Source organism: Teichococcus rhizosphaerae, assembly GCF_002631185.1.
In the GTDB taxonomy this organism is placed as follows: domain Bacteria; phylum Pseudomonadota; class Alphaproteobacteria; order Acetobacterales; family Acetobacteraceae; genus Pseudoroseomonas; species Pseudoroseomonas rhizosphaerae.
The window spans coordinates 246,822-267,432 of the sequence record NZ_PDNU01000003.1; the positions used below are offsets into that span (position 1 = coordinate 246,822).

Annotated in this window: 17 protein-coding genes and 1 tRNA gene; 11 read left to right on the forward strand and 7 right to left on the reverse strand. The window is 71.5% G+C overall.

Going from position 1 to position 20,611, the window contains the following annotated elements:
- The first annotated feature begins 6 nt into the window (after positions 1 to 6).
- The 5 genes from mreC (at position 7) to CR162_RS03590 (ending at position 4,637) form a co-directional block, all read left to right on the forward strand.
- Positions 7 to 870 carry a rod shape-determining protein MreC gene (gene mreC / locus CR162_RS03570; RefSeq protein ID WP_099094152.1) on the forward strand — a complete coding sequence of 288 codons (864 nt, stop codon included), beginning with the start codon at positions 7 to 9 and terminating at the stop codon, positions 868 to 870.
- Between the two features lie 42 nt (positions 871 to 912).
- A complete protein-coding gene (gene mreD, locus CR162_RS03575; protein WP_245870102.1) occupies positions 913 to 1,422 on the forward strand; it encodes a rod shape-determining protein MreD in 510 nt (169 codons plus the stop codon).
- Between the two features lies 1 nt (position 1,423).
- Entirely contained in the window at positions 1,424 to 3,325 is a 1,902-nt protein-coding gene (mrdA, locus tag CR162_RS03580) for a penicillin-binding protein 2 (RefSeq protein ID WP_099094154.1), read from the forward strand.
- Positions 3,322 to 4,470 (forward strand): rod shape-determining protein RodA, encoded by a 1,149-nt coding sequence (rodA, locus tag CR162_RS03585; protein ID WP_245870103.1) that lies wholly within the window; start codon positions 3,322 to 3,324, stop codon positions 4,468 to 4,470. The genes mrdA and rodA overlap by 4 nt, the downstream gene beginning before the upstream one ends.
- 91 nt (positions 4,471 to 4,561) lie before the next feature.
- Positions 4,562 to 4,637: transfer RNA gene (locus tag CR162_RS03590), tRNA-Lys, on the forward strand.
- A 79-nt stretch (positions 4,638 to 4,716) separates the two neighbouring features.
- Here CR162_RS03590 and CR162_RS03595 read toward each other — a convergent pair.
- From CR162_RS03595 to CR162_RS03615, 5 genes are all read right to left on the reverse strand, one after another.
- Positions 4,717 to 4,944 (reverse strand): hypothetical protein, encoded by a 228-nt coding sequence (locus CR162_RS03595; RefSeq protein ID WP_141563062.1) that lies wholly within the window; start codon positions 4,942 to 4,944, stop codon positions 4,717 to 4,719.
- Positions 4,945 to 5,195: 251 nt separating this feature from the next.
- Positions 5,196 to 6,275 (reverse strand): dTDP-glucose 4,6-dehydratase, encoded by a 1,080-nt coding sequence (rfbB, locus tag CR162_RS03600; RefSeq protein WP_099094156.1) that lies wholly within the window; start codon positions 6,273 to 6,275, stop codon positions 5,196 to 5,198.
- A gap of 125 nt (positions 6,276 to 6,400) precedes the next feature.
- Entirely contained in the window at positions 6,401 to 6,604 is a 204-nt protein-coding gene (locus CR162_RS03605; RefSeq protein ID WP_099094157.1) for a hypothetical protein, read from the reverse strand.
- Between the two features lie 263 nt (positions 6,605 to 6,867).
- Positions 6,868 to 7,551 (reverse strand): Fe2+-dependent dioxygenase, encoded by a 684-nt coding sequence (locus CR162_RS03610; protein WP_099094158.1) that lies wholly within the window; start codon positions 7,549 to 7,551, stop codon positions 6,868 to 6,870.
- 77 nt (positions 7,552 to 7,628) lie between these two features.
- Positions 7,629 to 9,833, reverse strand: a complete 2,205-nt coding sequence (locus CR162_RS03615; RefSeq protein ID WP_099094159.1) for a TonB-dependent receptor — start codon at positions 9,831 to 9,833, stop codon at positions 7,629 to 7,631.
- Positions 9,834 to 10,233: 400 nt separating this feature from the next.
- On the opposite strand from CR162_RS03615, the gene CR162_RS03620 reads away from it, so the two are divergent.
- The 5 genes from CR162_RS03620 to CR162_RS03640 all read left to right on the forward strand — a co-directional run bounded on the left by CR162_RS03620 (position 10,234) and on the right by CR162_RS03640 (position 18,867).
- On the forward strand, positions 10,234 to 10,887 hold the full coding sequence (locus CR162_RS03620; RefSeq protein WP_176559698.1) for a carbonic anhydrase: 654 nt from the start codon (positions 10,234 to 10,236) through the stop codon (positions 10,885 to 10,887).
- A 146-nt stretch (positions 10,888 to 11,033) separates the two neighbouring features.
- Positions 11,034 to 12,545, forward strand: a complete 1,512-nt coding sequence (locus tag CR162_RS03625) for a glucan biosynthesis protein (protein ID WP_099094303.1) — start codon at positions 11,034 to 11,036, stop codon at positions 12,543 to 12,545.
- Positions 12,533 to 14,698, forward strand: coding sequence for a glucans biosynthesis glucosyltransferase MdoH (gene mdoH, locus CR162_RS03630; protein WP_099094160.1), 2,166 nt, complete (start codon positions 12,533 to 12,535; stop codon positions 14,696 to 14,698). Before CR162_RS03625 ends, mdoH begins: the two co-directional genes overlap by 13 nt.
- Before the next feature lie 74 nt (positions 14,699 to 14,772).
- Positions 14,773 to 16,197: a M20 family metallopeptidase gene (locus CR162_RS03635; RefSeq protein ID WP_099094161.1), complete on the forward strand. Its 1,425-nt coding sequence runs from the start codon at positions 14,773 to 14,775 to the stop codon at positions 16,195 to 16,197.
- Between the two features lie 156 nt (positions 16,198 to 16,353).
- Positions 16,354 to 18,867, forward strand: a complete 2,514-nt coding sequence (locus tag CR162_RS03640; protein WP_099094162.1) for a cellulase family glycosylhydrolase — start codon at positions 16,354 to 16,356, stop codon at positions 18,865 to 18,867.
- 34 nt (positions 18,868 to 18,901) lie between these two features.
- Here CR162_RS03640 and CR162_RS03645 read toward each other — a convergent pair whose 3' ends face one another.
- Complete coding sequence (locus tag CR162_RS03645) at positions 18,902 to 19,234, reverse strand: DUF1491 family protein (RefSeq protein ID WP_099094163.1); 333 nt, start codon at positions 19,232 to 19,234, stop codon at positions 18,902 to 18,904.
- A 142-nt stretch (positions 19,235 to 19,376) separates the two neighbouring features.
- Between CR162_RS03645 and CR162_RS03650 the strand changes: the two genes are divergently transcribed.
- A complete protein-coding gene (locus tag CR162_RS03650) occupies positions 19,377 to 19,598 on the forward strand; it encodes a hypothetical protein (RefSeq protein ID WP_099094164.1) in 222 nt (73 codons plus the stop codon).
- A 7-nt stretch (positions 19,599 to 19,605) separates the two neighbouring features.
- Here the strand turns inward: CR162_RS03650 and CR162_RS03655 are convergent, their stop codons facing one another.
- Entirely contained in the window at positions 19,606 to 20,595 is a 990-nt protein-coding gene (locus CR162_RS03655; protein ID WP_176559699.1) for a Bug family tripartite tricarboxylate transporter substrate binding protein, read from the reverse strand.
- Positions 20,596 to 20,611: the final 16 nt, after the last annotated feature.

Below are 20,611 nucleotides of genomic sequence, written 5' to 3' on the forward strand. Positions count from 1 at the left end.
GGCCGTGTGATCCGTCTCAGCATTCCGCTGCGTCAGGCCCTGTCGCGCCTGTCCATGCCCATCCTGGTGGCCGCCGCCTTCGGCGCCATGCTGCTGGGCAAGGCCGAGACGGGGCTGGTGGAGCGTGCCCGCATGACGCTGGCCGACACGCTGGCGCCGATCTATGGCGTGATCGCGGAGCCGGTGGGCGCGGTGCGGAACGCGGTGGAGGAGCTTCGCTTCCTGGCCGCCATGCGGGAGGAGAATGCCCGGCTGCGGGCCGAGAACGAGCGGCTGCACCGCTGGCAGGCCGCCGCCCTGGCGCTCGAGACGGAGAACGCCCTGCTGCGCCGCCAGCTCCGCTACGTGCCGGAGGGGGCGGCGAGCTTCCAGACGGCCCGCGTGGTGGCCGATGCCGGCGGCACCTATGCGCGCGCCGTGCTGCTTTCCACCCAGCCCGGCCAGGCGCCGCGCAAGGGGCAGGTGGCGCTGGACGAGCGGGGCCTCGCGGGGCGCGTCAGCGAGGTGGGCAGCCGTTCCGCCCGCGTGCTGCTGGTGACCGACATGAACAGCCGCATCCCCGTGGTGCTGGAGGGCAGCCGCTCCCGCGCCATGATGGTGGGCACCAATGGCGACCGGCCCCGCCTGCAGCACTGGCCGGAAGGCGCGCCGCCGCAGGAGGGCGAGCGGGTGGTGACCAGCGCCGAGGCCGATGCCTTTCCCGCCGGCCTGCCGGTCGGCGTGGTGCGCTGGACGGAGGGCGGCGCGGCCGAGGTGGAGCTGTTCGCCCGGCTGGACCGGCTGGACCTGCTGCGCATCTTCGAGTTCGGCCTTTCCGGCATCCTGCCGCCGGAGGCGGTGGCCCGCCCCGAGCCCCGCGCGCGGCGCTGAGCGGGGCCCGCGCGCCGCATGAAGGGGCGGCCGCAGCCACCCATGGGCCTGTTGCGCCGGCTGGACGCGGTGGCGCGCGCCGCCTTCCCGGCGGTGGGCACGGCGCTGCTGATGGTGCTGACCTCGGCACCCGTCGGCCTGCCCTCGGCGCTGCCGGCGGTGGCGCTGGCTTGCGTCTTCTTCTGGTCGGTGTTCCGGCCTGGCGCCATGGGGCCGCCGGCCTGCTTCCTGCTCGGCCTGCTGCAAGACCTTCTGGGCTTCGCGCCGCTCGGCGTCGGGATCCTGACGCTGCTGCTGGCGCATGGCGTGGCGCTGCGCATCCGCCGCTTCCTGGTGCGGCAGTCCTTCTGGGTGGTATGGCTGGCCTATGCGGGGGTGGCGGCGGCGGCGGCGGCGCTGGGCTTCGTGCTGCAGGCTGTGCTCTCCTGGCGGCTGCCGGCCCTGGCGCCCGCGCTGGTGCAGTTCGCCCTCAGCGCCGGCTTCTACCCCGCCATCGCGGCGCTGCTGACCGGCCTGCACAAGGCGATGCGCCGGGCGGAGGATCGGGCCTGAGATGAGCAAGCGGGACGAGGAACGGCGCCGCGGCGTGTTCACCCGGCGCGCGCTGCTGCTGGGGGCGGGGCAGCTCGGGCTGTTCGGCTTCCTGGGCTACCGCCTCCAGAAGCTGGCGCTGGAGGAGGGGGACCGCTACGCCACGCTGGCCGAGGAGAACCGCGTCTCCACCCGCCTGATCGCCCCCCCGCGCGGCCGCATCCTGGACCGGGCGGGACGGGTGGTGGCGGCCAACGACCTGAACTGGCGCGTGCTGCTGACCGCCGAGCAGGCGGAGGATGTCGGCGCCACGCTGGAAACCTTCGGCCGCCTCGTGCCGCTCACCGAGGCCGAGCGCGCGCGCATCGAGCGCGACATCCGCCGCCGCCGCCGCTTCGTGCCGGTGGTGGTGCGGGAGTTCCTGTCCTGGGAGGAGATGGCGCGCATCGAGGTCAACGCGCCGGACCTGCCGGGGATCAGCGTCGATGTCGGCACCACCCGCCACTACCCCTATGCCGAGCACCTGGCGCATGTGGTGGGCTATGTGGCGCCCCCCGCCGACACGGAGGACGACGACGACCCGCTGCTGCTGCTGCCGGGCATCCGCCTCGGCCGCAGCGGCATCGAGCGGCACCACGACCGGGTGCTGCGCGGCCGCGCCGGCACGGTGCAGATGGAGGTCAACGCCGTGGGCCGCGTCATTCGCGAGTTGGACCGGCGCGAGGGGGTGCGCGGGCAGGACCTGCAGGTCTCGGTCGATGCCGCGCTGCAGAAGGCGGTGCGCGGCCGGATCGGGGAGGGCACCAGCGTCGTCGTGCTCGATGCCCGCAATGGCGAGGTGCTGGCCATGGCCAGCCAGCCCTCCTTCGACCCCAACCTGTTCAGCTCCGGCATCTCGGCCGCGCAATGGCGGGAATGGACGCGCAGCCGCGCCACGCCGCTGATCAACAAGACCACCAACGGGCTCTACGCCCCGGGCTCCACCTTCAAGATGGTGGTGGGCCTGGCCGCGCTGGAGGCCCGGGTGGTGACGCCGGCCGAGCGCATCGTCTGCCCCGGCCACTACGACCTCGGCGACAGCCGCTTCCACTGCTGGCAGCGGCGCGGCCATGGCGGCATGGATCTCCGCGCGGCGCTGAAGCATTCCTGCGACGTCTATTTCTACGAGGCGGCGCGCCGCATGGGCATCGACCGCATCGCCGCCATGGCCAAGCGCCTCGGCCTCGGTGTCGATCTGGAGCTGGAGCTGCCGGGCACCCGGCCGGGCTTCGTCCCCACGCGCGAATGGCGCACCCGCCAGGGCAAGGCCTGGAACCTGGGAGACACGGTGGTGCATGGCATCGGCCAGGGCTTCTACCAGCTCACGCCGCTCTCGCTCGCCACCATGACGGCGCGGCTCGCCACGGGGCGGGCGGTGCAGCCGCACCTGACCCGCGCCATTGGCGGCCAGCCCGTGCGCGGGGTGAGGGCGGAGGACTGGCCGGGCCTCGGCCTGCCGGAGCGCGACCTGCGGCTGGTGCGGGAGGCGATGTGGGCGGTGGTGAACGAGGAGGGCGGCACCGCGCGCGTGGCGCGGCTGCCCGCCGCCCTGGGGGCCATGGCGGGCAAGACCGGCACCACCCAGGTGCGCCGCGTCTCGCGCGAGCAGCGCGAGCGCGGCTTCCGAGTGGAGACGCTGCCGCGCGAATGGCGGCCCCATGCCCTGTTTGTGGCCTTCGCGCCCTATGAGAACCCGCAATACGCCCTCTCGGTGGTGGTGGAGCACGGCACCAGCGGCTCCGGCGCCGCCGCGCCGCTCGCCCGGGAGGTGATGGTGGAGGTGATGAACCGCCTGCGCCCCGATGCGCCCCCGCCGCCCGACCGGCAGGCCGCCGCCGCCATCCCCGATCCCGCCGCAGGCCATGGCCAGGAGCGCCGCCGGTGACGGTGTTCGAGCGCCGCCTGCTGCTGCGCGACCGCGGCACGGGCGTGCTGGAGAAGCTCTGGCTGATCCCCTGGAGCTTCGTGCTGCTGCTCTGCGCCGTGGCGGCGGTGGGCTATGTGGCGCTCTATTCCGCCGGGGGCGGCGCGCCGGAGCCCTATGCCGGCCGCCACGCGCTGCGCTTCGGCTTCGGGCTGGTGATGATGCTTTCCATCGCCCTGGTCGATATCCGCCTGATCGCGCGGCTGTCCTGGGCCGGATACGCGGCGGGCGTGGCGCTGCTGGTGCTGGTGGCGCTGCACGGGCAGGTGGGCAAGGGCGCGCAGCGATGGATCGAGCTCGGCCCCATCCAGCTCCAGCCTTCCGAGCTGATGAAGATCATGCTGGTGCTGGCGCTGGCCCACTGGTTCCACCGCGCCAGCTGGGAGCGCGTCGGCAACCCGATCTTCCTGCTGCCGCCGGTGGCCGCGGTGCTGCTGCCGGTGGGGTTGATCCTGAAGCAGCCCAATCTCGGCACCGGGCTGATCACGCTGATGATCGGCGGCGCGGTGTTCTGGGCGGCGGGGGTGCGGTGGTGGAAGTTCGCCATCCTGATCGCCGCCGCGGCCATCGTCGCGCCGATCGCCTATGAGCACCTGCACGACTACCAGCGCGCCCGCATCAACACCTTCCTCGACCCCGAGAGCGACCCGCTGGGCGCCGGCTACAACATCATCCAGTCCAAGATCGCGCTCGGCTCGGGCGGCATCTGGGGGAAGGGGTTCCTGCAGGGCACGCAGGGCCACCTGAACTTCCTGCCCGAGAAGCAGACCGACTTCATCTTCACCATGCTGGCCGAGGAGTTCGGGCTGGTGGGGGCGGCGGGCACGCTGGCGCTGCTGGCGCTGGTCGTGTTCTTCGCGCTGGCCGTGGCGCTGCGCTGCCGGCACCAGTATGGGCGCCTCGTCGCCATCGGGCTCGGCGTCAACTACTTCATGTATGTGTTCGTCAACATCGCCATGGTCACCGGCAGCATTCCCGTGGGCGGCGTGCCGCTGCCGCTGATCAGCCATGGCGGCTCGGCCATGCTGACCAGCATGCTGGGCTTCGGCCTGCTGATCTCCGTGCATGTCCACCGCGACGCGGAATTCGGCGCGGCGCGCGAATGAAAAAAGTCGCGAAAAGGGGGTTGCCTTCCAGCGGCCATCGGGTAAAAGCCCCCTCACGGACGCGGCGGCCACAAGCCAAAACGTCCCGGTGGGGCGCATAGCTCAGTTGGTAGAGCAGCTGACTCTTAATCAGCGGGTCCTAGGTTCGAGCCCTAGTGCGCCCACCATTCCCACCTTCCCCTTCGGGATTTCGGAAGCCGGAACCAGATGGTTGCCGGCTTTTCTGTTGTTCTTCCCGCGCGTCTCTCAGGCGGTGCCGTCGGCCAGCGCCTGTTCCACCCGCTTGTCCCATTCGGCGGCGCTGCGCAGGGCCTCATGCCGCGCCTGGGAGAGCGAGGAATAGCTGCGCACGGCCTCTCCATCGACCTCCAGCGCATAGGGCTTCGCCCGGCCGGTGTGCAGCCGGATGCGGATCGGATAGCCGCTGAGGCAGAGGGTGAGGTCGGAAACCTTGGTGATCCAGTCTTCGGGCATGGGCACGCCCTCCATCCGCGATCGCGTGACGTTGCGCCTCCACCAGACCAGCCGGCCGCCCTTCTGGCAAGGCCGGAGCCGTGAAGAATTCGCAACGGCTCCGTGGCACCACGGCACGAAGCCGGCCAGCGCGGTGCCGGCCGGCTTCGTAAGCCATTGTCCCAGGTCGGGCTAGGTCAGGTTCCGGGCCGGCCGCGGCGGCTGCATCACGAAGCCGCGCGCGATAACCGGCCAAAGCCGGCCTGCGCCGGCTACCCCGCGCGGGCGGCGGGCGTGGTTTCCAGCAGTCCCAGGCGCTGGCCGGCATAGCGGCCCTCGCGCAGCGGCTGCCACCACCAGGCATTGTCCAGGTACCAGCGCACCGTCTTCTCGATGCCGGTGGCGAAGGTCTCCTGCGGCTGCCAGCCCAGCTCGCGCCCGATCTTCCCGGGATTGATGGCGTAGCGGCGGTCATGCCCGGGGCGGTCGGTGACGAAGGTGATGAGGCGGCGGCGCGGGCCGGCCGGGTCCGGGCGAAGCCGGTCGAGCAGGTCGCACACGGCCTCGACCACGTCGATGTTCCGCATCTCCGCCTTGCCGCCGATGTTGTAGGTTTCGCCCGGCTGGCCCTGCCGCACCACGGTGGCCAGCGCCCGCACATGGTCCTCGACGAACAGCCAGTCCCGCACATTGCTGCCATCGCCATAGACGGGCAGGGGCTTGCCCTCCAGCGCGTTGAGGATGATCAGCGGGATCAGCTTCTCGGGGAAATGGTAGGGCCCGTAGTTGTTGGAGCAGTTGGTGACCATGGTGGGCAGGCCATAGGTCTCGTGCCAGGCGCGCGCCAGGTGGTCGGACGAGGCCTTGGTGGCCGAATAGGGCGAGCGGGGGTCGTAGGGCGTGGTCTCGCTGAAGGCCGGGTCGTTCGGCCCGAGCGAGCCATACACCTCGTCGGTCGAGACGTGCAGGAAGCGGAAGGCGGCCTTGGCATCCCCCTCCAGGGCGTTCCAGTAGCCGCGCGCCGCCTCCAGCAGGGCGAAGGTGCCGACCACGTTGGTGTGCACGAAGGGCGCGGCGCCGGCAATGGAGCGGTCCACATGGCTCTCGGCCGCCAGGTGCATCACCGCGTCGGGGCGGAACCGGTCGAAGGCGGCGCGCATGGCATCGCCATCGGCGATGTCGGCCTCCAGGAACCCGAAGCCCGGCTTGTCCTCGCACGCGGCGATGGAGCGGCGGTCGCCGGCATAGGTCAGCTTGTCGATCACCAGGACGGCCGCCCCGAGATCCAGCGCCAGATGACGCACCAGCGCGGAGCCGATGAAGCCCGCGCCGCCTGTAACAACAATACGCACCAGGTCATTCCCTCAGAAACAATGGGGCGGAAGGACGGCCTGGGCCAGTTCCCATTCGCCACCTGCACAGGGGGGAGAGAATGGCCGCTTCGTGGCGTCTTAGCCAGCAGGGCCGGCAAGGATCCTCAACCGGCGCGGCGCACCGGCGGCAGGTTGCTCTCCAGCAGGGCGGCGCGCACGCGGCGCTGCATGGCCGCCAGGGACGGAAACACCGTGCCCTCGGCACCGCGTGCCGCGGGATCGACCGCAATGAAGCGCAGCGAACCATCCTGGGTCACGGCGACGCCAACAAAGCGGCCATCGATTTCGACAGGCCGGGATCTGATCATGAAGGCAGTCCTGGGCCGGCTGTTCACGCCGGGCTTGAAGGGGATTCCGGAGGCTCGTGCCGCGCCGATGCGGGCAGGTGGCGCCTGCGCCGGGGAAAGTGGCAGGCAGGGCGAGCCAGGGCCCTCCATGAAGGGTTGTGCCCCATGAAGCAACACGCATTTGCGTGGGGTCTGGTCTGTCAACCGGTTGTGTTCGCGGCCGTATCGATGGCGGCCGGAGCCGCCGCCGGGGGGCCGCCGGAAGGGGGGACAGGCGGGAGCGGCTACATCTCCACCCATTGCCGCAGCAGGTTGTGGTAGGCGGCCGTCATGCCGAGCACGCCGGGATGGTCGTCCGGCAGGTCGGCGCGGGTGCGCATGATGGCGAGGTCCATCTCGTAGAGCAGGCGGCGCTGCCCGTCATCCTTCACCATGGACTGGGTCCAGAAGAAGGAGGACCAGCGGCTGCCGCGCGTCACCGGCTCGACCCGGTGCAGGCTGGTGGCGGGGTAGAGCACCATGTCGCCGGCCGGGAGCTTCACGCTCTGCACGCCATAGGTGTCCTCGATCACCAGCTCGCCGCCATCGTATTCCTCCGGCGGCGTCAGGAAGAGGGTGGAGGAGACATCGGTTCGGATGCGCTGCATCGCGCCGGGCAGGAAGCGGATGGCGTTGTCCACATGGGCGTGGAAGGTCATGCCCACGTCGTAGCGGTTGAACAGCGGCGGAAAGACGCGCAGCGGCAGCGCCGCCGTGGTGAAGAGCGGGTTGCGCCCGAGCGCGCGCAGGATGATGTCGCCCAGTTCCCGCGCCTGCGCCGAATCCTCGGGCACCTGGAGGTTGTGCTTGGCCTTGCCCGATTGCTCGCCGGCCGTGATGCGGCCATCCACCCAGGCGGCCTGCTCCAGCACATGGCGGCAATAGGCGACTTCCTCGGGCGTCAGGACCTGGGGGATGCGGACCAGCATGATGTGATCGATTCAGGGCGAGAAGGAAAAGGGGGAGGGGCGCCGCGGCGTGGCGCTCCTCCGGGACGTGTCGCGGCTCAGAAATCCGCCGCCAGGGTGAACAGCACGGTCCGCCCGGCCGAGGGCACCACCCGGTTGCCGAACATCGCCTCGTAGTTCAGCGCGTTGCCCAGGTTATAGCCGTTCACCTGCACCCGCAGGTTGTCGTTGATGCGGTGCGAGACCAGCGCATCGAAGGCCAGGCCCGAGGGCGCCTCGGCGGTGTTGTCGGCGTTCAGGTAGACCTGGCCGCGGTAGGTGGCGCCGGCGCCCACCGTCAGGTTCCAGGGCTGTTCGCGGTTGAACTCATAGGTGGTCCACACCGAGGCGGCGTGCTCGGGAACATACTGCACCCGCTTGCCCACATTGGCCGCGTTGGTGGATTTGCGCGTTTCGCTGTCCATCGCCGTGTAGTTGGCGTTGATCGTCCAGGCGGGCGTGACCTGGCCCGTCACGCCGATCTCGATGCCCTGGTTGCGCTGCTCGTCGCTGGTCTGGGAGATGGTGTTGCTGACCGCGTCGAACTCGGTCGCGTTCGACTTGTCGATCCGGTACAGCGCGCCGTAGAGGCCGAGGCGCTCACCGAGGAAGCTCAGCTTGGCGCCGACCTCGTAGAGCGTGTTGCGCTCCGGGTCGAGATCGGCGTTGAAGGAGTTCACCGCCGCGGGGAAGGTGCTGAAGTAGGAGCCGGGCGGCGTCGAGGAGGTGGAGTAGGTGGCGTAGAAGGTCTGCCCCCTGGCCGGCTCGAACACGATCGAGGCGCGCGGGTCCACCACGTTGACGGACTTGCTGATGTCGGTGGATGGCGCGGCGCCGGGGGTGCCGGCCTCGTAATCCACCTGGTAGCGGGTCCAGCGCAGGCCGCCGATCAGCGAGAGCTGCGGGGTCAGCCACACGCGCTCATTGAGGAACAGCCCGAAGGCGGTGGTGTCGGTCTCGCGGCTGTTGGTGGAGCGCGGGTTGACGGGGAGGGCGACGTCGCTGATCCCGCCATAGATCGTGCCGCTGCGGGCGGTGGCGTAGGAATAGCCGCTGCGGTCGATCTCCTCGTGCCAGACATCGATGCCGCCGACCAGCTCGTGCCGCAGCGGCCCGGTGGTGAAGCGCGCCGTGGCGGTGCTGATGTTCTGCACCGACCAGCTGCTCTGCGAATAGGGCGAGTTGCCGCCCGTGTAGCCGATGGCGGGGTTCCCGCCATTGAGGAAGCTCGTGGCGCAGGCCGCCGCGCAGCTGACCGGGCTGAAGGCGTAGTCGCGGTCGTAGAAGCCCACGCGGGTGTCGTTCGCCAGGGTCAGCCAGTCGCTCACCTGGTGGCTGAGGCGTGCCGTCACCTGGTCCACCGTCACCTTGTCGCGGTCGCCGGACACGCCGTAATAGGTCGAGCGCGGCAGGCCGTACTCGGTGGCGGGGCGGGCGACCGTGCGGCCGGGCAGGGTGATGACCGGCACGCCGGCATCGGTGGCGTTGTCGTACTCGTAGTGCAGGTAGTGCAGCGAGAAGGTGGTGTCGGTGCCGAGGCCGAAGGCGATCGACGGCGCGATGCCCCATTTGCGGCTGTCGACATTGTCGCGCCCGACCACCTCGCTTGACTGGCCCATCAGGTTCAGCCGCAGCGCCGTCGTCTCGCCGATCTGCTGGTTGATGTCCACCGTGCCGCGGGCGAAGGGCCCCATGCCCCCGGTGGCCGTGGCCGAATAGCTGTTGCCGAGGCGGGGCAGGCGGGTGTTCACCGCCACGCCGCCGCCCACCGAGCCGGTGCCGAGGGCGAAGCCGGACGGGCCCTTCAGCACCGCCACGTCCTCATAGGTGAAGGCGTCGCGCTGGTAGGCGCCGAAGTCACGCAGGCCATCGACATAGATGTCGTTCTGGGCGCTGAAGCCGCGGATGCGGAACTGGTCGCCCGAGACGCCGCCATTGCCCTCGCCGATCGAGGCGGTGATGCCGGGAACGTTGCGCAGCGCCTGCTCCAGCGTGGTGACGTTCTGCTGCTCCAGCACCTCGCGCGGGATGACGTTGATGGTCTGCGGCGTGTCCTGCACCGCACCGGGCAGGCGGCCGACCGGCGCCGCCCGCTGCAGCGTGTTGGCCGGCGCGGTGCCCTGGACATCGACGGTCGGGAGCGTCACGCCGCCATCCGGGGCGGCCGCGCCCTGCGCCAGGGCCGCGCCGGGCAGCCCCATGGCAAGGCTCGCCATCCAGGCGGCATGCGAGGTCGAGGCTTTGTGCCCGCTCTGGAGGGTCATCGGCGAATCCTGAATTGAGAATGCTTCTCATTCGATTTAGCGGCTGCGATCTCCCTCCGTCAACAAGCCGCGACAGGCTTGCCCACGCTGCCGCATGAGTGGCGCGGCGCGCCCGGCGCCGAAAGCCCATGCCGTGACATGATGGACACACCCGGCAGGCAAGCGCCCCCCGTGGAAAGCGGCGGCGGGCAGCTTGGCCCGGCAGGCCCGTGGCCCGGCCCCTGCGCCCGGTCTTTCGCAAGCGCCCAGCGGCCGCGCCACCCGCCCGCTCCCGGGCGACGCTCCTCCGTTGCGCGGCGCCCTGGCCGTGGCGGTTGACATGGCGCCCGAACCGCGCATTTCCCGGCGCGGGGAGACGGCCCGTCTGCCCGCCACCAGGAATATCGCCAAGGAGACCCCAATGCAGCAGCCGCCCGCCGACACGCCGGATGACCTGAAGGCGCTGTTCGACGGCTATCGCCGCTTCCGGGCCGAGGTCTGGCCGGAGCGGCGCCGCCTGTTCCAGGACCTGGCGCGGGACGGGCAGAGCCCGCGCGCGCTGGTGATCGCCTGCTCGGACAGCCGGGTCGATCCGGGGATGGTGTTCAACGCCGCGCCGGGGGAGCTGTTCATCGTCCGCAACGTGGCCAACCTGGTGCCGCCCTATGAGCCGGACCGCTCCTATCACGGCACCAGCGCGGCGCTGGAATTCGGCGTCTGCGTGCTGAAGGTGCCGCGCGTCATCGTGCTCGGCCACGCGATGTGCGGTGGCGTGCAGGCGCTGCTGCGCGGCTTCCCGCCGGGGGCGCAGGACTTCGTCGAGCCCTGGATGACCGGCATCGCCGCCGAGGCGCGCCGCCGCACCCTGGCCTGCGCGCCGGCCGACCCGGACGCCGCCCAGGCCCAGTGCGAGCTGGAGACGGTGAAGCTTTCCTTGCGCAACCTGATGACCTTCCCGTGGATTTCCACCCGGGTGGCGGAGGGCAGCCTGTCCCTGCATGGCGGCTCCTTCGACATCCGCACCGGCGTGCTCTCATATCTGACGGAGGATGGCAGCTTCACGGCCGTGGCCTGAAAAAAGGCCTATTTTCACCGCATTCGCGGCGCCCGATCAGAAGGGCGCGGCGTCAGCGTGGCCATGGGCGCAACCCGCGCCCGGGTCTCGCGTTCGCTGGTCGCCGCCGAAAAAGGGAGTTACCCGCCGTGAACCGCCGCGACGCCATGCTCGCCGCCCTGTCCCTGTCCACCGTTCTCCTGGCGGAGGAAACGGCGCACTTCTCCGAGGCCCAGGCGGCGGGGCCGGAGGAGACGCCCTTCGATGGCGGGACGGTGCGCGAGATGGCGCGGCGCCTGGCCCAGCAGCCCTTCAAGGCGCCGGCCGAGAACCTGCCCGCGGCGCTGAACGACCTCACCTACGACCAGTACCGCGACATCCGCTACCGCCCCGCCCAGGCGCTGTGGCGCGAGGGCGGGTTGCCCTTCCAGATGCAGATGTTCCACCGCGGCTTCCTCTACAAGCCGCGCGTCGAGATGTACGAGGTGGCGGGCGGCACCGCGCGACCCATCCGCTACAATCCCGAGCTGTTCGACTTCCAGAACCTGCCGCGCCCGGGCAGCGAGGATCTCGGCTTCGCCGGCTTCCGCCTGCACGCGCCGATCAACCGGGCGGACTACTATGACGAGGTCTGCGCCTTTCTCGGCGCCAGCTATTTCCGCGCCGTGGCGCGGGGCCACATCTACGGCCTCTCGGCGCGCGGCCTGGCGATCGGCACCGCCGACCCGAAGGGCGAGGAGTTCCCGCTCTTCCGCGCCTTCTGGGTCGAGCGCCCGCGCGAGGGGGTGAACGCCATCACCGTGCACGCGCTGCTCGACAGCCCCTCCTGCGCGGCCGCCTTCCGCTTCGGCATCCGCCCCGGCCGCACCACGCTGTTCGACGTCGAATCCACCGTCTTCCCGCGCGTGGACATGGCCACGGCCGGCATCGCGTCGCTGACCAGCATGTTCTGGTTCTCGCCGCTGAACCGCGCCGGGCGCGACGACTGGCGGCCTGCGGTGCACGATTCCGACGGGCTGCTGATGTTCACCGGCCGTGGCGAGCGCATCTGGCGGCCGCTGAACAACCCGCGCGACCTGCAGCTTTCCGCCTTCGGCGACGTCAACCCGCGCGGCTTCGGGCTGATGCAGCGCCGCCGCGACTTCGACAGCTACGAGGACCTGGAGGCCCGCTACGAGAAGCGCCCGAGCCTCTGGGTCGAGCCGATCGGCGACTGGGGCGAGGGGGCGGTGCAGCTCGTCGAGATCCCGACCACCGGGGAGATCCACGACAACATCGTGGCCTTCTGGCGGCCGAAGGAGCCGCTGCGCGCCAAGGGCGAGTACCGCTACACCTTCCGCCTGCACTGGTGCGACGAGGCGCCGGGCAATCTGGAGCTCGGCCGGGTGACGGAGGCCCGCTCCGGCGCCTCCTGGACCCAGGGCGGCCGCCTCTTCGTGCTCGACGCCGCCGGCGGCGCGCTGGAGAACCTGGCGCCCGATGCCAGGCCGGAGGTCAATGTCAGCGCCAGCACGGGCGAGGTCCGCAACGTGGTGGCGCAGCGCAATCCCGAGACGCAGGGCTGGCGCATCAGCTTCGACCTGTTCCCCGGCGATGCGCGCATGGTCGAGCTGCGCGTCGAGATGAAGGCGGGCGGCGAGGCGGTGGCCGAGACGCTGCTCTACCGATGGACGGCTTGAAGCCCAGGGCGGCGCCCGCCGCCGGGCCCGGAGAGGAGGGCTGGCGCGCCCTGCCGCCCGAGGCCCCGCTGGAGATGCCGGTGCAGTCGCTGCGCGCGCGCCCGGCGCGGCGGGAAGGGGGGCTGCCCTCGCGGCCCCGGCTGGTGTGGCTGCGGCGCCTGCTGGTGATCGGCGCCGCCATCGCGCTCACCGCCTTCGCCGGGCGCGAGATGTGGCTGGTGCTGAACAGCGGCCGGCCCACGGCGCTCCAGGGCGTCGTGCTGGCGCTGTTCGTGGTGCTCTTCGCCTGGATCGCGCTGTCCTTCAGCAGCGCGGTGTGCGGCTTCCTGCGCCTGCTGGCGGGGCCGGACCGGCGGCTCGGCATCGCGCCCGACGGCCCCCCGCCCATGCCGGGCGTGAAGACCGCGCTGCTGATGCCGACCTATAATGAGGATCCATCCCGCGTCATGGCGGGGCTCCAGGCGATCCATGAATCGCTCACCGCCGCCGGGGCCATGGCGCGGTTCGACATCTTCATCCTCAGCGACACCACCCAGCCGGAGATCTGGGTCGCCGAGGAGGCGGCCTTCCTGGGCCTGCGCGAGCGCACGGGGGATGCCGCGCGCATCTTCTACCGGCGGCGGCCGAAGAACACCGAGCGCAAGGCCGGCAACATCGCCGACTGGGTGCGCCGCTGGGGTGCCGCCTACCCGCAGATGCTGGTGCTCGACGCCGACAGCGTGATGGAGGCCGACACCATCCTGCGCCTCGCCGACGCGATGGAGCGGCACCCGGATGTCGGCCTGATCCAGACCCTGCCTATCATCGCCGGCGGCAACACGCTGTTCGCCCGGATGCAGCAATTCGCCGGGCGCGTCTATGGCCCGCTGATCGCCGAGGGCATCGCCTGGTGGCACGGGACGGAGGGCAATTACTGGGGCCACAACGCCATCATCCGCACCCGCGCCTTCGCCGAGGCGGCGGGGCTGCCGGAGCTGCGCGGCCGCAAGCCCTTTGGCGGCCACATCCTGAGCCACGACTTCGTGGAGGCGGCGCTGATGCGGCGCGCGGGCTGGGCCATCCACATGGTGCCCTGGCTGCGCGGCACCTATGAGGAAAGCCCGCCCTCGCTGATGGACCTCGCCATCCGTGACCGGCGCTGGTGCCAGGGCAACCTCCAGCACGCCGCCGTGCTGCCGGCGCGCGGGCTGCACTGGGTGAGCCGCCTGCACCTGCTCACCGGCATCGGCTCCTACATCACCGCGCCGATCTGGCTGGTCTTCCTGATCATGGGCGTGCTGCTCGCGGTGCAGGCGCGCTTCATCCGGCCGGAATACTTCCCCGCCGGCCAGCCCAGCCTGTTCCCGGACTGGCCGGTGGTCGATCCGGTGCGCGCCATGTGGGTGTTCATCGGCACCATGGCGCTGCTGCTGGCGCCCAAGCTGATGGCCTGGTTCGCGCTGCTGTTCCACGCCCGGGACCGCCGGGGCAGCGGCGGCGCCATCCGCGCCTTCCTGTCCATCCTGCTGGAAACGCTGGTGGCCGGCCTGCTGGCGCCGGTGACGATGCTGACCCAGTCGGCCGATGTGGCGGGCATCCTGCTCGGCCACGATTCCGGCTGGAACGCGCAGCGGCGCGACGATGGCAGCGTGCCGCTCGGCCAGGTGGCGCGGCTCTACTGGCGGCACACGCTGTTCGGCCTGGCCTTCGGCGCCGCCGCCTGGCTGGTCTCGCCCTATCTCGCCTTGTGGATGTCGCCCGTGGTGCTGGGGCTGGCGTTGGCCATCCCGCTCGCGGCGCTGACGGCGCGGCGCGACGTGGGCCTCGGGCTGCGCCGGCTCGGCCTGCTGCTGACGCCGGAGGAGCGGGAAGCCCCCGCCGTGCTGTCCCGCGCCCGCCAGCTCCAGCGGGAGCTGGCGGCGGCGGCGCCGGAGCCCGATGTGCGGCGGCTGTTCCGCGAGCCGGCGCTGCTGGAGGCGCACCGGGGCATGCTGCCGCCGCCGCGCCGCCCGCGGCTGGACCCGCTGGACCCGGCGCTGCTGCTGGGGCTGGCGAAGCTGGAGGAGGCGGAGACCCTGGAGGAAGCCGCCCGCCTGCCGCGCGCCGAGCTGGCCGCCGTGCTGGCCGATGCGCGCGGCCTGCGCCGGATGGAGGCCCTGGCCGCCCCGCGCTGAGGCCGGCGGGGCCTCGACAAGCCGCTGCCCCGGCCGCAGTTTGGCTCCGCCATTGCGACGGAGAGGGGCTGACGATGCACAACACCGAGGAAATCTGGCGCCTTGTCGATGAGCGCCAGCAGGCCTTCATCGAGCTGAGCGACCGCATCTGGGACATGCCCGAGCTGGCCTATGCCGAGTTCCGCTCGGCGGCCGAGCACAAGGCGGCGCTGGAGGCGCATGGCTTCCGCGTCACCACCGATCTCGCCGGCATTCCCACCGCCGTGATGGGCGAGGCGGGCGAGGAAGGCCCGGTCATCGCCATCCTCGGCGAATATGACGCGCTGCCCGGCCTCAGCCAGGAGGCCGGCGTGGCCGAGCACCGCCCCCTGCCGGGCGACGGCGTGGGGCATGGCTGCGGCCACAACCTGCTCGGCGCCGGCGCCATGCTGGCCGCCACCGCGGTGAAGGACTGGCTGGCCAGGAACGGCATCAAGGGCCGCGTCCGCTACTATGGCTGCCCGGCCGAGGAGGGTGGCGCCGCCAAGGCCTTCATGGTGCGCGAGGGCTGCTTCTCGGATGTGGACCTCGCCATCTCCTGGCACCCCGCGCCCTTCGCGGCGGTGAACGAGGCGAACTCGCTGGCCAATTGCCGGATCGACTTCTCCTTCACCGGCCGCTCCAGCCACGCCGCCGCCGCGCCGCATCTCGGCCGCTCGGCGCTGGATGCCGTGGAGCTGATGAATGTCGGCGTCAACTACATGCGCGAGCACATGCCGTCGGATGCGCGCATCCACTACGCCTATCTCGATGCCGGCGGCATCGCGCCCAACGTGGTGCAGGGCACGGCCAAGGTGCGCTACCTGATCCGCGCCACCGACCTGCCGGGGCTGCAGGCGCTGATCGCCCGCGTCCGCAAGGTGGCCGACGGCGCGGCGCTGATGACCGAGACGACCGTCTCCACCAAGGTGGTCTCCGCCGTCTCCAACCTGCTGGCCAACACGCCGCTGGAGCGCGCCCTGCAGGACCAGCTTGAGCGTCTCGGCCCGCCGCCCTTCGACGACGAGGACCGCGCGCTCGCCGCCGCCTTCCAGAAGACGCTCTCCGACGAGGACATCGCCTCGGCCTTCAAGCGGATGGGCGTGCCGGTGCGGCGCGGCGTGCCGCTGGCGGACGAGATCATCCCGCTGGAGGCCAAGGGCGTGGCCATGGTGGGCTCCACCGATGTGGGCGACGTGTCCTGGGCGGTGCCGACGGTGCAGGCGCGCGGCGCCACCTATGCCATCGGCACGCCGGGGCATAGCTGGCAGCTCACGGCGCAGGGCAAGTCGGGCATCGCCCACAAGGGCATGGTGCATGTGGCCAAGGTGATGGCGGGCGTCGCCGTCGAGGCGCTGCGGGACCCGGGGCTGGTGGAGCGCGCCAAGGCCGACCATGCCGCGCGCCTCGCCGAGAGCCCCTATGTCTGCCCGCTGCCGCCGGAGCTGAAGCCGCCGGTGAAGATGGCCACCGCCGTCTGACCGGGCATGGCGGGAAGGGGCGGAAAGCCGCTCCTCCCCGCCATTCCTTCACAGCCGGGGAGTGAAAAACCCCGCAGGACATGAAATCTCCGGCTGCAAGGCCTCCCGCCACCTGGGCTAGGATGGGCCGGTCATTTCCTGGCGGAGAGGCTGCCCATGGCATCGACCCTCACCTACAGCGTGCCCAACCAGTGGAGCGGCGGCTTCATCGGCAACCTTTTGCTGCAAGGCGGGGAAGGGGGGCTGGATGGCTGGACGGTCACCTTCGACTCCGGCTTCGAGATCACCAATCTCTGGGGCGCCGAGATCGTCAGCCATGTCGGCACCCGCTACGTGCTGCGGAACCTGTCCTGGAACGCCGCCGTGCCGGCGGGCGGCACCGCCAGCATCGGTTTCCAGGCCAGCGGCAGCGCGGCGGTCCAGCCCCAGGGCCTCAGCCTGAACGGCGCGCCCATGGGCGGCGGGGAAGCCATGCCCGCCATCTCCATCGCCGATGCCGCCGTGGCGGAAGGCGATGGCGGCACGCGGGAGCTGGTCTTCACCGTGACGCTGGACCGCGCCGCCACACAGGCGGTAACGGTGGACTACGCCACCGGCAACGGCACCGCGACGGCCGGGGCGGACTACACCGCCTCGCAGGGCCGGCTCACCTTCGCCGCCGGCGAGACCAGCAAGACGATCCGCGTGGCGGTGCTGGGCGACCGGGCGGTGGAGGCGGACGAGACGCTGCTGCTGCGCCTTTCTGGCCCCTCCGGCGCGACGCTGGCCGATGCGGAGGCCACCGGCACCATCCGCAACGACGACGCCGCGCCCCCCCCGCCGCGCAATGACATCGGTGATGCCAGCCTGGCGGAGGGCGACCCGGCCAGCGGCAGCGGTGGAGGCGAGGCCAGCGGCTTCCTCAGCACGCGGGGCAACCAGATCGTCGATGCGGACGGCAATGCCGTGAAGCTGGCGGGGGTGAACTGGTTCGGGCTCGAATCCGCCAACTTCGCCCCGCACGGGCTGTGGGCGCGCGGCTACCGGGAGATGATGGACCAGATGAAGGCGGAGGGCTTCAACACCATCCGCCTGCCCTTCTCCTCCGAGCTGCTGCACACCGCCGCCGTGCCGAACGGCATCGACTTCTCCAAGAACGCCGATCTTCAGGGCCTCACCGGCCTGCAGGTGATGGACCGGATCATCGGCTACGCCGGCGAGATCGGGCTGCGCATCATCCTCGACCACCACCGCAGCAGCGCCGGCGCCGGCACCTCCGGCAACGGGCTGTGGTACGAGGCGGGCTATTCCGAGGCGCAGTGGATCGCCGACTGGAAGATGCTGGCCGCGCGCTATGCGGGCGAGGCGGCGGTGGTCGGCGCCGACCTGCACAACGAGCCACACGCTGGCAACTGGGGCGGCGGCGGCGCCAATGACTGGGCGGCGGCGGCCGAGCGGGCGGGCAATGCCGTGCTGTCCGCCAATCCGGACTGGCTGATCATCGTCGAGGGCGTCGGCAGCCACCAGGGCGACAACTACTGGTGGGGCGGCAACCTGATGGGGGCGCGGAACCGCCCGGTCCAGCTCTCGGTGGCCGACAAGCTGGTCTATTCGGCGCATGACTACCCGAACTCCATCTACGCCCAGCCCTGGTTCCAGCAGCCCGGCTTCGAGGCGGGGCTGGCCGCCAAGTTCGACCAGATGTGGGGCTATCTCTACCGCGAGAACATCGCCCCCGTGCTGCTCGGCGAGTTCGGCACCAGGCTGCAGGATCCGAAGGACCTGCTCTGGCTGGAGGCGATCACCGGCTATCTCTCGGGCGACCTCGACCTCGATGGGGACATCGACATCGCGGCCGGCGAGCAGGGGGTGAGCTGGACCTGGTGGTCCTGGAACCCGAACTCCGGCGACACGGGCGGCATCCTGGCCGATGACTGGCACACCGTGATCGAGAGCAAGATGCAGTGGCTGGAGCCGCTGCAATTCGACCTCGGCGACATCCCCAATGGCGGGCCCGATGGCGGGGGCGGCGCTCAGCCCGCGGCGCGGACCATGCTGTTCACCGCCACCCTTTCCGCCGCCGCCACCGAGGCGGTGCTGGTGGACTGGGCCACCGCGCCCGGAACGGCGGGCGCGGGCGACTTCACCGCCGCCTCCGGCACGCTGCGCTTCGAGCCGGGCGAGACCAGCAAGACCATCGCCATCGCCATCGCGCCGGACAGGCTGGCGGAGGCGGACGAGACCTTCTCCGTGGTGCTTTCCAGCCCGCGCGGCGCTACGGCGGGCGACATGAGCGGCACCGGCACCATCCTCGACGACGACGCGGAGCCTCCGCCGCCGCCGCTCGAGCCGCCGGTCGAGCCGCCCGTGGAGCCGCCCGTGGAGCCGCCGCGGGAGGAGGGCGGGCTCGAAGGCAGCGTCTCGGTGGTGAACGCCTGGGGCGGCGGCTTCCAGGCCAGCGTGGCGCTGACCAATGAGGGCCGCGGCGCCGTGCAGGGCTGGCAGCTGCGGCTCGACACGCCCTACGAGATCACCCAGATCTGGAACGCCGAGATCGTCGCGCGGGACGCCGCCGGCTATGTGATCCGCAACGCCGCCTGGAATGGCGGCATCGCCGAGGATGCCACGGTGAGCTTCGGCTTCCTGGGCAATGGGGTGGGCGCCCTGGCCTCGCTCGACCTGGTACTCTGAGCGGCGGGGTGGGAGGCTCGCCGGGCTGCCGCGCTCAGAGGATCCGCGCCTCGAAGGGCGGCGTCAGGTCCGGCGCCTCGAACTCCAGCACCCAGAGATCGGGGTCGCGTTTCAGCTGGCGCTCCACATAGGCGTCGGCCACGGGCTCGGGCACCGGGTCCGGGCCGGTGCCGCGCATCCAGGCGGGGCGGCCCTCGCCGTCGCGCGCCTGGCTCAGCACCACGCAGCCCTGCCGCCCGCGCAGCACGCAGAGGATGCCGCCCGAATCCGGGTCTCCCTTGCGCAGCACCATGCCGGGGCGGCCGGCCATGTCGGCCAGCCGCAACGCCATCTGGGCCCAGAGCCCGGCTTTGACTTTCGCTTCCATGGCGGCAGAGGGTCATGCCCTGGCGCCGGGATGCAAGCCATCTTTGGGGGGCGGGCCCGGGGAAGCGCTTGCGGGCCGCCGCGCGGCGCGGCATTCACCCCCGGGCGGCAGGCCGGCGAGGGCCTGGAAAGAGGAACAGGATATGACGGGCAAGGTGCAGCAGCCGGCGCGGATGACCGAGGGGCAGCGGGCCTATGAGGCGAAGCGCGCCGCCAAGGCGGGCGTCAGCCTCGACAAGTGGCTGTCGATGAAGGCGCAGGACCGCGAGGCCCTGGCCGCGCGCGCCGCCAGGGCCGCCGAGCCGGCGAAGAAGCCGGGCTTCTTCGCCCGGCTGCTGGAGCGCGCCCAGAAGCCGCTCGGCTGAGCCCGCCTCAGCTTCCCTTCAGCCCCAGCCGCTCGATCAGCGCCGCCTCCTCCCGCACCATGTCGCGCAGCAGGGCGGCATAGGCGGCGCTGTCGCGGTACTCGGGCAGCATGTCGTAGCGCTCCTGCATGGCCAGGTAGCTGGGGTCGCGCAGGGCGGCGGCCATGGCGTCGTGCAGCCGGCGCTGGATGGCGGGCGGCAGGCTGGCCGGCGCCATGATGCCGAAGGGCGTGGTCACCACCTTGTCGTAGCCGAGGTCGCGCAGGGTGGGGACGTTGGGCCAGCGGCGCAGGCGCTCCGGCGTCCAGGCGACCAGGAACTCGGCCTGCCCCCCATCCACCACGCCGCCGAGGCTGGTGGAGCCCGCCATCACGTCGATATGCCCGCCGAGAAGCGCCTGCGTCCCGTCGGCATCGCCGCGGAAGGGGATATGGGTGGCTTCCACCCCCTCGCGCTGCAGCAGCTCGGCCATGTGGACATGCGGCGTGCCGTTGGCGCCGGTGCTGCCATAGGAAAGCTTGCCCGGCGCCTGGCGCGCCGCCTCGATGAACCCCTTCCAGCCGCCCGTGAACCGCCCCCGCTTCGCCGCCACCACGAAGGGATAGCCGGTGACGCAGAGGATAGGTGTGAAGTCGCGCAGCGTGTCGTAGGGCAGGTTCTGCAGCATCTGCACGCGGATCGCGGAGGCGGGGAACTGGGTGAGGGTGTAGCCATCCGGCTTGGCGCGGGCCACCTGCGCGGCGCCCAGCGTGTTGGCCGCCCCCGGCTTGTTCTCGATGATGATCGGGTGCGGCAGGTGCCGCGAGGCCGCTTCCGCCAGGGCGCGCACGGAGATGTCGGTGGTGCCGCCGGGGGGGAAGGGCACGATCAGGCTGATCGGCCGGGTCGGGAAGGCGGCATCCTGGGCGTGGGCGGAAGCAGGGGCCAGGGCCGGCAGGCCGGCGGCCGCGGCCAGCAGGGCGCGGCGGCCAAACCCGGCGGATGAAGCGATGGGCAAGACGGATCCTCCATTC